Source organism: Hydrogenophaga sp. GW101-3F08 (assembly GCF_059424585.1).
Window position 1 is genome coordinate 336435 of record NZ_JBWKZP010000003.1, and the last position, 12493, is coordinate 348927.

The window sequence follows — 12493 nt, forward strand, 5'->3', positions numbered from 1 at the left end:
GGCCCCAAAAGACAAGAGGCACCGAAGTGCCTCTGGATCATCCGTTGCCGACCAGCGTCACACCAGCAGGGCGTTGACGCGCTTGACGTAGGCGGCCGGGTCGTCCGGCAGGCCGCCTTCGGCCAGCAGCGCCTGGTCAAACAGGATGTGCGCCAGGTCGTCGAAATGCGCGCTGCCGTCCAGCTTCTTCACCAGCGGGTGCTCGGCGTTCACCTCCAGGATGGGCTTGCTGGCGGGCGCCTGCTGGCCGGCGGCCTTGAGCATGCGGGCGAGCTGGTTGGAGAGGTCGCCCTCGCCCACCACCAGACAGGCCGCCGAATCCACCAGACGGGTGGTCACGCGCACGTCCTGCGCCTTGTCCTTGAGCGCCTCCTTGAGCTTGTCCAGCACCGGCTTGAAGCTCTCGGCCGCGGCCTCGGCGGCTTTCTTTTCTTCTTCGTCCTGCAAAGTGCCCAGATCGACCGCGCCCTTGGCCACGCTCTGCAGCGGCGTGCCGTCGAAGTCGTGCAGGTGCGACACGGCCCACTCGTCCACGCGGTCGGCCATCAGCAGCACCTCGATGCCCTTCTTCTTGAACACTTCGAGCTGCGGGCTGCTCTTGGCGGCGGCGATGCTGTCGGCGGTGATGTAGTAGATGGCGGCCTGGCCTTCTTTCATGCGCGCCTTGTACTCCGCCAGGCTCACGCTCACCACGTCGGTGGTGGTCGAGGCAAAGCGCAGCAGCTTGGCGATCTTCTCGCGGTTGGCGAAGTCTTCGCCCAGCCCCTCTTTCAGCACCGCGCCGAACTCGGCGTAGAAGGCCGAGTACTTGCCGGCGTCCTTTTCGGCCGCGGCCTTGTCGTCTTCGCTCAGCACGTCGGTCACGCCGTCTGCGCCCTCTTCGGCCTTCGGCGCCACGTTCTTCTTCGCCAGGTCTTCCAGCATGGCCAGCACGCGGCGGGTGTTGCCTTCGCGGATCGCCTTGACGTCGCGGCTTTCCTGCAGCAGTTCGCGGCTCACGTTGAGCGGCAGGTCGGCCGAATCGACCACGCCCTTGACCCAGCGCAGGTACGAGGGCATGAGGCTCTCGGCCTCGTCCATGATGAAGACGCGTTTGACGTAGAGCTTGATGCCGGCCTTGCGGTCGCGGTTCCACAGGTCCATCGGCGCCTTGGCCGGGATGTAGAGCAGCTGCGTGTATTCGGTGCTGCCTTCCACCCGGTTGTGGCTCCAGGCCAGCGGCGCCTCCTGGTCGTAGCTGAGGTTCTTGTAGAACTCGGCGTACTGCTCGTCGGAGATCTCCTTCTTGCTGCGGGCCCACAGTGCGTTGGCGGAGTTCACCGCCTCCCACGCGTCCTGCTGCACGTACTCGCTCTTCTCAGCGTCCCACTCTTCCTTCTGCATCAGGATCGGCAGGCTGATGTGGTCGGAGTACTTGGTGATCAGCGACTTGAGCTTCCAGTGGCTCAGGAACTCGGTCTTGTCCTCGCGCACATGCAGGGTGATGGTGGTGCCGCGCGCGGCGCGTTCGATGGCCTCCACCTCGAAGTCGCCGGTTCCACCGCTGGTCCAGCGCACGCCCTCGGCCGCCGGCAGGCCAGCGCGACGCGATTCGACGGTGATCTTGTCCGCCACGATGAAGCCCGAATAAAAGCCCACGCCGAACTGGCCGATCAGCTGCGCGTCTTTCTTCTGATCACCGCTCAGGTGGCTCATGAAGTCCTTGGTGCCGCTCTTGGCGATGGTGCCCAGGTGCTCCACCGCTTCGGCCTGGCTCATGCCGATGCCGTTGTCGGTGATGGTGATGGTCTTGGCGTCCTTGTCGAAGGCCACGCGCACGTCGAGGTTGGGCGCATCCTCAAAAAGCGCGGCATTGTTCAGGCCTTCAAAACGCAGCTTGTCGCAGGCGTCCGACGCGTTGGACACCAGCTCGCGCAGGAAGATCTCGGGGTTGGAATACAGCGAATGGGTGACGAGGTGCAGCAACTGCGCCACCTCGGCCTGGAAAGACAGGGTTTGTTTGCTCATGATGTGAATTGGCTGGAAAACGACCGACCGGGGGACACCGGATCGAATAGCGCATCGCGCGGACCGGCATTCTGGCACTGGCACGCAGGGTGGATTCAACCGGCCGTCGCAACACCGGGGTGTTCAGCGGATTTTAGATAGTCATTCCGCGCTTCAGCCGGTGTCTTCCAACCCAACGTCTTGCGCCCCCTGTTATTCAAGGTCGGTGCCGTTGGGGAAGTATTGGCGCAGCAGCCCATTCGTGTTCTCGCTCGTACAGCGCTGCCATGGACTGCGAGGATCGGCAAAGAGGACCTTGACCCCGGACTCGATGGTGAACCGTGCATGGCCGAACAGCTCCTTGCCACGACCCCAAGTCAATGACTGCCATAGCTGGGTAGGTAGCTTCATCGCTGTTTTCTTGAGGGCGTTGGCCATGGTGATGGCTCCGTAACCCGCCAGGGCAGGACCGTTCTTCGTTCGGGAGTGCCACGGCGCAGGCCCTGCAAACCCAGGCGCCACATTGGCCGCTCGACCGTGCAGCGGGCAATGGCAAGGCCTTCGCGGTTGAGCTGCTTCCAGAACTTGTCGGCGCTGGAGTGGGCAACACCTGCCGAATTCGCGCGCTGTTGCTGCCTGCAGGCAGCAACAGCGATATCAGAGGAGCCGGCAGTTTCTACTTCAGGGCGGTACTGAATCGGGTATAGGTTCACACTGGCCCGCGCATTGCGGGCCTCGCCCTTGTTTAACCCTGCATGCAGCTAGTTAGCCATTTCCTTCTCGCTGTCGGCCCCGAGCTCGCCCAATACTGAGCGCGCCGGACGCGGTGCACCGAGATGCAGGTAACGCAGTTCATCCATAAGGGCGCTCCATAGCGATGGGCCGCCCTTTTCCAGCCGCTGCGAGCGCAAAGACGCCTCCTTGCTCGGATGCGTATGCCGAATGCCCCACGCAGCCACATGGGCCAGCAGAGGTACAAGCTGTATGGCCGCTTCCGTGAGGCTGTAGATCCCCTTCTGCTGATGATTCGGATCCGGACTTCGTGTCAGCAGGCCAGAGGCGATCAAGTGCTTGAGCCGGCTTGCGAGGATGTTCGAGGCGATGCCTTCCTCGTTTTGCTCCAGCAGGGCGCCATAGCTGCGCCTGTTCTCGAACATGACATCGCGGATAACGATCAGGCTCCAACGGTCGCCGATCTGCTCAAGCGTGAGGTTGATCGGGCAGCCCGATCGTCTTGTTTGCGGCACAGCCACTCTCCTTGAATCTCTACTTGCATTATGCAAGATGTTCGAATATCATTCGACCACTTGCATAATGCAAGTACAGAAGAGGTCTTGGCAAATCGACAGAGGAATCGAACATGCGCGCGGCTTTCATCTCTGGTTACAGCGGCGACTCGGTCGTGCGGGTGACCAAAGAGATGGCAACAACGACATGGCACGACGCGCTGGCGGTCCGCTGAAGATCACTGCGTACGTACCCCACCACATCCAACGGATAGGAAACACTATGAAACTCTCCAATTTCACTTCGCGCACCGTGCTCGCGGTATCGTTGGCATTCGCCAGCACCTTCGTTGCTGTCGCACCGGCCCAAGCCGAAGCGCCGATGCAGCACAAGCAGGTTGCGGGCTTTTATCGCACGATGATTGGCGACTATGAGGTCACCGCGCTCCTTGACGGCAGTGGCGCCATCGACTCCAGCCTCCTGCACGGCGATCCAGCGCTTATCCAATCCCTTCTGGCGCGCTCCTTCCAGAACGATCCCAAGAATGTCCCGGCTACCGTCCAAGGCTATCTTGTCAACACTGGCTCCAAGCTCGTTCTCATCGATACGGGTGCAGGCGGCCACTGGGGTGGCCCCACGCTGGGCAAGCTCGTGCAGAACTTGAAGGCCTCCGGCTACAAGCCGGAGCAGGTTGATCAGGTGTTGCTGACACATCTTCACTCTGACCATGTTGGTGGGATCTACAAGAACGGGAAACGCGTCTTCCCGAACGCGACCGTGGTGATGAAGAAGGCCGACGCCGACTTCTGGCTGTCGAAGGAAATTGCCGCCCAGGCCCCGGAAGAAGCAAAAGTCTTCTTCACGATGGCACAGGATGGCGCCGCGCCTTACATCGCTGCAGGCAAATGGAAGCCCTTCGAAGGCATGAACGAAATCGTCCCCGGCATCGCTCCCTATGCCATTCCCGGCCATACGCCCGGTCACACCGGCTACATGATTTCCTCCAAGGGTCAGTCGCTGCTGGTCTGGGGCGACGTTACTCACGTCATCGCCGTCCAGATGCCGCACCCGGAAATCGGCATCGCCTTCGACTCCGACGGCCCGATGGCCATCAAAACCCGTGAAGACCTTCTGGTGAAACTCGCCGCGGACAAGACGATGATCGCCGCCGCCCACATGCCGTTCCCTGGCCTGGGCCGTGTTCGCAAGGCCGACACCGGCGCTGGCTACGACTGGGTACCGGCGACCTTCGTCAACCTGAAGTGAGCTGAAGCATCACTTGCGCGGTAGCGACTACCGCGTACATCCGACAAAGCGCAGCGGCGCTTTCCAGTCCGCGCCATCGGGCGCGCCCTCTGCGAAGACGCAGACACTCGATAGGAGATCGTAATGACTACTGACATCAATCCACCGGGAGCGGCATGGATGCAAATCGTCAAGAAGAAAGGAACGAGCGACTTCGCGAAGTCGTTCACCGCTGACGCCTGCCTTCAGACCTCAGCCCTCAGCAAGGCAGTAGTCGGCCCGACATTCATTGGGGCGTTCTTTGCCGCGACAAGCACGATGTACGAACACTTCGTGTTCACTGCAGAGACGGTTGACGGTGCGAAGACGTACCTTGAGTGGGGTGGCGTCCACGGTGGCAAGCCGATCGCCGGCGTCACCATCCTCACTCGGAACGGGTCTGGCCTCATCGACAACATCAAGCTCTTCCAGAGCCCGTTTCCCGTCGTTCGTGAATTCTCATCTGGCCTCAAGGAGCGACTCGAAGGAACACTCGGTCAAGACTTCTTTGGCTAAGCCGGGAAAACAGCAGGGTATTCCGGAGCAACGTGACCGATTTGCGGGGTGACCGGAATGAGCGCTCACGATGCCGGAACGATGTCGTGTGCCACCTTGGCGGTGTTGCGCAAATTCATCCACCCGATGTGGGTAGCCTCGCGGGCTTTGCCTGGAATGGGCTGCTGCCGGTTCCGTTGACACCGACCTAAGCTTCTTGAGCTTGCTCGAACTGCACGGGACTGAGATAGCTGAGCGTCGAATGCCGGCGCATTGGGTTGTAGAAGCACTCGATGTCGTCGAACACGTCTGAGTCGGTACACCTTCCTGGCCGTGTGTTCGGTCTTGAGCGAACTGAAGAAGCTCCCCATTGCCGAGTTGTCCCAACCCTCGCCAGTCCTGCTCATGCTGCATGTGATGCCTTGTTCGTCCAGCAGCTTCTGGAAGTGCTCGCTGGTGTACTGACCCGGACATTCTGAAATCTCCGGGGTGGCCGGCGCGGTTTCAAGAGGCCGCCAACAGACCGGGCAGCCGTTGCCCGAGCAGGTCCAGCACCACCCGGGTCTTCAGGGGCAGGCGCCGGCTGTGCGGCCACAGCAGGTGCATGGGGAAGCCGAACGGCACCGGCTCGTCGAACACCGGCACCAACTCCCCGGCGGCCACGGCCGGCGCCACCAGCCACTTCGGCAGCCGCACCAGGCCCAGCCCGGCCACGGCCGCGGCGCTCATGGCTTCGATGCTGTCAAACACCAGCGCCGGCGCGGGAATGGGCAGGGTGTCTTCGGGCCGCTCGCCCTGGCCGAACCGCCACAGGCCGGAGGCCCCGGCACGGCCATAGACGATGAAGCGGTGCGCCGCCTGGTGGGCGCGCAGGTCGGCCAGGCCTACGGGCCGGCCCCGGGCCGTCAGGTAGGCCGGCGCGGCGTACAGCCCCATCCACTGGTGGCCCACCGGGCGCGCCGACAGCACCGCGCTGTCGGGCAGCGCGCCGCTGCGCAGCGCCACGTCCACCCCGTCTTCCACCAGATCGACGCGCCGGTCGTTCAGCGACACCTCCAGCACCAGCTCGGGGTGCTGCTGCGCCAGCTCCAGCAGCAAAGGCACCACGCAGCGGCGCCCCACCACGTCGGGCAGGGACACGCGCACCCGCCCGGTGGGCACCAGCCGGCCCGCGTCGATCTCCTGCCGCGCGGCCTCCAGTTCCTGCAGCGCGCGGCGGCAGCGTTCGTAGCAGGCGGCGCCTTCGTCGGTCAGGCTCTGGCTGCGCGTGGTGCGGTGGAACAGCCGCACGCCCAGGCGCGATTCCATCAACGCAATGCTCTTGGCCACCGCCGAACGGGTGATGTGCAGGCGCTGCGCCGCCTGGGCAAAGCTGCCGCCCTCCACCGCCGCAACGAACTCCTCCACCCCCCGAAAACGCTCGCTCATTGACGACTCCAGATCACCAGTATGTTGAAAATTATCCACCACACGATCAACCAAGGAACCAATAGCATCGGTCGCTCTCTCCAACCCTCCCTCCGAAATCACAGCCATGACCGATGCACCCCCCACCCTTTCCCGCTGGCAACTCGGCGCCTACGGCCGCCAGCACCTCAGCTGCGTCGAAGCGCCCATGCCCACCCCCGGGCCGGGCCAGATCCTGGTGCGGGTGGCCGCCGCGTCGCTCAACTACCGCGATCTGCTGATGATCGACAACGGCATGGGCACGCCCTTCACCGCCCCCTGGACACCGGGCTCCGACATGGCCGGCCGCGTGCTGGCCGTGGGCGACGGCGTCACGCGCTGGCAAGCGGGCGACGAAGTGATCAGCACTTTTTATGCGGGCTGGCTCGACGGCAGGCCCACGCCCGAGGTCTTCCCGCTGGGCGGCCCCGGCCCGGGCATGCTGGCCACGCACGTGCTGCTCGACGCCCAATGGGTCGCGGCCGCGCCCGCCACCCTGAGCCCCGCCCAGGCCAGCACCCTGCCCTGCGCGGCGCTGACGGCCTGGTTTGCGCTGATCGAACAGGGCGCACTGCGCGCTGGCCAGACCGTGCTGATCCACGGCACCGGCGGTGTCGCGCTGTTCGGCCTGCAACTGGCGCGACTGCACGGGGCGCGCACGGTGGTGGTCTCGGGCGACCCGGCCAAGCGCGCGCAGGTGCTGGCGATGGGCGCCACGCACGCGCTGGCGCGCGATGCCGACTGGGTGGCCGAGCTGCACGCGCTGACCCAGGGCCACGGCGCCGACCACGTGCTGGAGCTGGTGGGCGGTGCCAACATGGAACGCTCGCTGCAGGCCCTGGCGCCGGGCGGGCGGCTGTCGGTCATCGGCGTGCTCGACGGCGACCGGATCTCCACATCGGCCTACCCCGTCATCCGCCAGAAGGCCGTGCTGCAGGGCATCGGCGTGGGGCACCGCCGGGCCCTGGAAGACCTGGTGCGCGCCATCGACGTGAACAGGCTCACGCCCACCATCGCCGCCAGCTACGTGGCCAGCGATCTGCCCGCCGCGCTGGACCACCTGGCCCGTGGCGCCTTCGGCAAGGTGGTGGTCACGTTCTGAGGCGGCGGGCTCGGGCGCCGGGCTTTTCAGCCCGCCCCCACCCGGCCAGCGCTCAGAGGCTGAGGAGTTTTCGCTTTTCTAGCGCCAGCGCATACAGGTCTTGTCCGCCACTGCGTCGATCTGCCGGCGCCCGGGGGCCGAGCCGCGCGCCTAACAGTTGCTGATCCCGTTGCACTGACGTTTGACGACTCTGGTCCATGCACACACCAAAGCCAGTCCCGTGCCAACTTCGCCGGGAAAAACTCTCAGCCTACGGCAGATTGTTCCCCGGCCGTGCCTGGCCGGGTCCAAGGGGATTGAAATTCCGATGCGCAGCAAGCCCGTGGTTCAGGTCAACAACGAATGGATCGGTGCGGCGCGGCAGCCCATGCTTTGCCCACAGAGTGTCAACGGGAGACCGCCGGCCTGCGCAAGGCGTCCGACTGCAGGCCATACGCCACCGCCAACATCCGCTCAAACGCAGCCCGGCGGCTGGCGGCCAGGGGGCGTAGCACCCCCTTGTCTTGCAGCACCGTGATCAGCTTGGTCGGCGCCTGCAGCTTGTCGCCCACGATCTCCACATGGCCGGCCTGCACCTGCACGCGGTCCACTGCGGCGCCGGTTTCGACCCGTGCATTGCGTTGCTCGGTCAACGAAAAAATATCATCGCTTTCCAGGCAACGGCCATCGGCTTCTCGGCGGCAAGTGCCCTCTTCATCGGTGTCTATCTTCAGGTAGTTGACCCCCGCCAGCAGCTGGCCGGGCTCGGTGATGAAGTCTGACGAAAACGTGATGTCTTTCCACTTTGGGCCGGTGAAGATGTGGCAGCTTAGCGGCAACAGGCCCAGCGTCAGAGGGTAGAGCCAGTTCTTGCCACAGGTGCTGGCCGCGTCGATGCCGGAGAACGGACCGGAGATGGTCACCAGCCGCCAGTTCACAGCCTGGGGGGCTGGCAATGACGGTGCCGGCTCCAGTGCATCGGTCAGCGCTCTGCGCGCGATCAGTGCGCCCTGGCTGTGACCGACGATGGTGACGGGTGGGCCGCCTGACAGCGCGCCGAGTTGCGTGGCGGCGCTGAGCAGGGCACCCGCGCTGTCGTCGAGCGCCGCGCGGTCGTCGTAGGTGAAGCAGGCCGATTGCTGGCCCTGGAAGGCCAGCACCTGTGCCAGCGCGCGGAACTGGCCCGAAGATCCGAAACAGCCGTGGACCAGCACGGTGACCGGCTCGCCCGCTTTCAGGTGCAGGCGGCGGTCCGGGTTGTCGGTGCAGGGGCCCAGGCCGGCAATGCTGAGCGTGACGTCGGGCGGCGGTAGGCGACCCGGTTCCAGGTCACGCGCGACGAGGGGGTCGTAAGACGCACAGCCGACCAACAGGCAGGCAGACATCAACAGCAGGGCGACCTTGATCATGTCTGGGGAGGATAGTTCAGAAACTTGGCCAACTCCAGGCGTTCATACGGCACCTGGGCACGCGAGTGGGAAATGTTGTCACGCCCCGACGAGGACGAGCCCAGCGGCCGATCTTTCAACACGTGACAAACCCACCTGCAATCGACTGGCCTGCTGCACGCGGGCCGGCGCGCTCAGGTCTGCTGCACGGCCTGCCGTTGCCGCATCGATCTCGGTGCAGGGCTGCACCAAATCCTCGAACAGTTGCTGATCCCGTTGCACTGACGTTTGATGACTCTGGTCCATGCACACACCAAAGCCAGTCCCGTGCCAACTTCGCCGGAAAAACTCAGCCTCTCAGACCGTGGGTACCAGCCAGTGCAGGAGCTGCTGCGCCACCACTGGGCTGGAAAGCAGATCCAGGTGGCCGGTGCGGTAGACGATGCGCTGGCTGTCCTTCGCAAACACCAGCCGGCGCGCCGGATCGTCGTGCTGGCCCAGCGCGCTGCGCAAGGGCACCAGCCCGTCGCCGGTCAGCCGGTCCGCGAGCAGCCCACGCTGGCCGGCCAGGGTCGCCGCCACGGCGAAGCAGGCCACGCCTTCGGGCAGTGGCAACACAAGGCGGTGGTCCTCCGGCGAAGCAAAGCGGTCGCGCCCCTGCCAGTCGGCGTCCTGCACGTGGCCGTGCCGCAGATCGGTAATGCCGGCGCTGCGCAATTTGCCCAGCCGGGCAAAGGGCGCGGTGAACGGCGTGGCGGCCAGCAGCAGGTCCACCCCATGGCCCGCGCGCTCCAGCGGCGCGCCGTGGTGCGGCGTGCCCAGGAACACCAGCTCACGCAACAGCCCCGGCCAGTGCAGGCCCGCCCTGCGCGCCACCTGCACCGCGGACCGCGCCACCAGCCCCCCCATGCTGTGGCCCAGGAGGGTGATGCGCTGCAGCGGCACCGGCCAGGCCGCCACCAGTTGCTCCAGCATCAGCGCCAGTTCGCGCCCGTTGACCGAGGTGTGCAGACCGCTGTTGTAGCGCAGGTAAACCGGGGTGCAGCCCAGCGCCTGAGCCAGATGTTCACCGTGGTCGTGCCCGGCGCGGCGCCACTGCGTGTCGTTCATGCACAGGCCGTGGATCAGCAGCACGAGGTGCGGGTTCGCGTGGGTGCCGAGCTGCGCCGCCAGCGCCGCTGGCGGGTCCAGCGCCAGCGTCTCGCCGCCCCGGCGCAGCGCCATGAGCCAGGCCAGCGGGTTGTGCGCGGCCTGCAACCTGTCGCCCAGCACCCCATTCAACGCCGCCAGCACCGCCTCGCGCTGGGGCGAGGCCTCGGGGTGCGTGGCCGGGTCGTCCAGCAGCGGCAGCAGCGCGCCCAACAACGCGTCGGTGGCGTGGCCCACCAACCGCGTCGCACCGCGCACGCCCTGGTACACGCGCCCGGTCACCCCCCCGGTCTGCTCTGGCTCCGCCCCGCTGGCCAAGCCCAGGCGATGGCGCACCGACTGGTGCACCCCCTCGGCCATGTTGATCACGCCCTGCGCCGCCTGCGCGGCCAGCTGCACCGCGGCCTTCAGGTCGGACGGGCGGATGTGGCGCAGCACGGCGCGTTTGGGGGTGTCGGGTGGGGTGAGAGCGGTCATCTGGTCTCGCTTTCGACGGGTGCCATCAGGCCCTCGCGCGTGGGACAGGGTTGTGACACGGCCGCCTTGCTCGGCGCGATCGGTGCCGCCGCCGGTTTTTCCCGCGGGAGCGAGAAGAAGAAGGTCGCGCCGACGTCCACCTTGCCTTCGGCCCAGGTCGTGCCGCCGTTTCGGGAAACGACGCGGTGCACGTTGGCCAGGCCGATCCCCGTGCCTTCGAATTCCTTGAAGCTGTGCAGGCGTTCGAAGACGCCGAACAGTTTGTTGGCGTACCGCATGTCGAAGCCGACGCCGTTGTCGCGCACAAAGACGACCGTTTCGTTCTCGTGACCGGACTGGTCGGGCAGACAACCGATCTCGATGGCCGTCTGCTCGCGCGTCTGGGTGAATTTCAGGGCGTTTGAAATCAGATTGGCCAGCACGACCCGCAGCATGGCGCGGTCGCCGACGACCACCGGCAGCTCCCCGATGCGCCAGTGGATGGTCCGGTCCTTGGCCTCCGGCTCGAACTCGTGGATGACGTCCTTCACGAGGGCGCCCAGATCGACCGGCCCCTTGGTCATTTCCTGGCGGCCCATGCGCGAGAAGGACAGCAGGTCGTCGATCAACGTCCCCATGCGTTTGACCGCCCGGGAGATGGTGTCCATGTAGTGCTGGCTCTGCGCATCGAGTGTGGCGGCCAGTTCCTCCTTGAGCAGGCCGAGAAATCCGTCGATGTGCCGCAGCGGCGAACGCAGATCGTGCGAAACGGAGTAGGCGAAGGCTTCCAGCTCCTTGTTGGCCTCGGTCAGCTGGGCGGTGCGTTCGGCGACGCGCTGTTCAAGTTCCAGGTTGAGCTGGTGGATTTCTGCTTCCACCTGTTTGCGCTCGGTGAGGTCGTAGATCAAACCCACGAATCCAGTGATGCCGCCGCCATCGTCCCGCAAGGCGGTGACGGACAGATTCGCCGGTACGCGGGCCCCGTCCTTGCGGGTGACGGTCCATTCCCTTTCCTCGGGCAGGCCGTGGCGCGGGCGGGCCGCGAACGCCTCGAATCCCGGCGCGATCGTCTCGCCCAGTTCCGAGGACAGGTACCGGGCATGCTGCGCCACCTCTTGGGGGTCGTGCCAGAGCGCGGGCGTGTGTTTTCCAGCGACCTCGTCGGCGGTGTAACCCAGCAGGCGCTCGGCGGCCGGGTTGAAGCTGGTGACGGTTCCCTCGGGCGTGACCGAGATGATGCCGTAGGCCGCGTTGGCCAGAATCGCGCGCTGGAAGGCCGCCAGCCGGCGCAGGTCGTCTTCCCGCTGCTGGATGCCATCGAGCATGGCGTTGAAGCTCTGGCCAAGCCGGGCCAGCTCGTCGGCACCGGAGACCGGGATGCGGTGCGTGTAGTCCGCCCCGGCGCGAACCCGTTCGGTCGCTTCGGTCAGCGAAGCGATGGGCCGCACAATCGTTCGGCGCAGCACCGCCATCTGGACCAGCGTGGCGGCCAGCAGCACGAGCATGCCGGCGCCAAAGATCCACATGGCCTGATGCGTCTGCTCGCTGAGTTGCTCCAGCCCCATGCTGATGCGCAGGCGCCCTCCTTTCGGCAGACCTTGCAGCAGTTGCGCGGCATCGGAGCCGAGGTAGATGCCGTCCGGCTTGTCTGGCAGCGACCGCAGCATGGCGTCCGGCGCGCTGCTGAAGCCGGCCAGGCGGCGCCCGTCGTCCAGGACGATTTCCGCCTCCCGGATCTGTGGGTTCGTTCGCAGGGTGTCGAGAATCTCCTGCGCCCGAACGGGGTCGGCGAAGGCCACGGCCGCGTCGGTGCCGACAGCGACCATTTGCGCATAGGGCTCCATGATCTGCCGGGCGCGAGACTCCAGGGTCAGGGCCTGGTAGAGCAGCAACCCGGCGCCCGCCGCGACGAACGCCAACAGGGCCGTTCCCCAGAGGACCAGCGTAAGTCGCTTGTGGATGCTCAGGTGGCCGAACATGG

At 65.6% G+C, this 12493-nt stretch carries 10 protein-coding genes and 3 pseudogenes; 3 read left to right on the top strand and 10 right to left on the bottom strand.

Annotated features, from left to right (window positions below):
- Positions 1-57: 57 nt before the first annotated feature.
- The 4 genes and pseudogenes from htpG to AC07YZ_RS11050 all read right to left on the bottom strand — a co-directional run bounded on the left by htpG (position 58) and on the right by AC07YZ_RS11050 (position 3233).
- Entirely contained in the window at positions 58-2007 is a 1950-nt protein-coding gene (gene htpG, locus AC07YZ_RS11035) for a molecular chaperone HtpG (protein WP_494794763.1), read from the bottom strand.
- Between the two features lie 95 nt (positions 2008-2102).
- Positions 2103-2469: pseudogene (locus AC07YZ_RS11040) on the bottom strand (IS30 family transposase); the annotation flags it as partial.
- Positions 2457-2579, bottom strand: a pseudogene (locus AC07YZ_RS11045) (IS3 family transposase); the annotation flags it as partial. The pseudogenes AC07YZ_RS11045 and AC07YZ_RS11040, both read right to left, overlap by 13 nt.
- Before the next feature lie 168 nt (positions 2580-2747).
- Positions 2748-3233: a winged helix-turn-helix transcriptional regulator gene (locus tag AC07YZ_RS11050; protein WP_226491359.1), complete on the bottom strand. Its 486-nt coding sequence runs from the start codon at positions 3231-3233 to the stop codon at positions 2748-2750.
- A 262-nt stretch (positions 3234-3495) separates the two neighbouring features.
- Between AC07YZ_RS11050 and AC07YZ_RS11055 the strand changes: the two genes are divergently transcribed.
- On the top strand, positions 3496-4479 hold the full coding sequence (locus AC07YZ_RS11055; RefSeq protein ID WP_494794764.1) for an MBL fold metallo-hydrolase: 984 nt from the start codon (positions 3496-3498) through the stop codon (positions 4477-4479).
- 123 nt (positions 4480-4602) lie between these two features.
- Positions 4603-5013 (top strand): hypothetical protein, encoded by a 411-nt coding sequence (locus tag AC07YZ_RS11060; RefSeq protein ID WP_494794765.1) that lies wholly within the window; start codon positions 4603-4605, stop codon positions 5011-5013.
- A 187-nt stretch (positions 5014-5200) separates the two neighbouring features.
- Here the strand turns inward: AC07YZ_RS11060 and AC07YZ_RS11065 are convergent.
- Positions 5201-5471, bottom strand: a pseudogene (locus AC07YZ_RS11065) (integrase core domain-containing protein); the annotation flags it as partial.
- A gap of 25 nt (positions 5472-5496) precedes the next feature.
- Positions 5497-6420, bottom strand: a complete 924-nt coding sequence (locus AC07YZ_RS11070) for a LysR family transcriptional regulator (protein ID WP_494794766.1) — start codon at positions 6418-6420, stop codon at positions 5497-5499.
- Between the two features lie 106 nt (positions 6421-6526).
- Between AC07YZ_RS11070 and AC07YZ_RS11075 the strand changes: the two genes are divergently transcribed.
- Positions 6527-7540 (top strand): zinc-dependent alcohol dehydrogenase family protein, encoded by a 1014-nt coding sequence (locus tag AC07YZ_RS11075; protein ID WP_226491355.1) that lies wholly within the window; start codon positions 6527-6529, stop codon positions 7538-7540.
- Positions 7541-7926: 386 nt separating this feature from the next.
- Here AC07YZ_RS11075 and AC07YZ_RS11080 read toward each other — a convergent pair whose 3' ends face one another.
- From AC07YZ_RS11080 to AC07YZ_RS11095, 4 genes are all read right to left on the bottom strand, one after another.
- Positions 7927-8928 carry an esterase/lipase family protein gene (locus AC07YZ_RS11080; RefSeq protein WP_494794767.1) on the bottom strand — a complete coding sequence of 334 codons (1002 nt, stop codon included), beginning with the start codon at positions 8926-8928 and terminating at the stop codon, positions 7927-7929.
- A gap of 78 nt (positions 8929-9006) precedes the next feature.
- On the bottom strand, positions 9007-9213 hold the full coding sequence (locus AC07YZ_RS11085; RefSeq protein WP_494794768.1) for a hypothetical protein: 207 nt from the start codon (positions 9211-9213) through the stop codon (positions 9007-9009).
- A 51-nt stretch (positions 9214-9264) separates the two neighbouring features.
- Positions 9265-10533 carry an esterase/lipase family protein gene (locus tag AC07YZ_RS11090; protein WP_494794769.1) on the bottom strand — a complete coding sequence of 423 codons (1269 nt, stop codon included), beginning with the start codon at positions 10531-10533 and terminating at the stop codon, positions 9265-9267.
- Entirely contained in the window at positions 10530-12491 is a 1962-nt protein-coding gene (locus AC07YZ_RS11095) for a PAS domain S-box protein (RefSeq protein WP_494794770.1), read from the bottom strand. Before AC07YZ_RS11095 ends, AC07YZ_RS11090 begins: the two co-directional genes overlap by 4 nt.
- Positions 12492-12493: the final 2 nt, after the last annotated feature.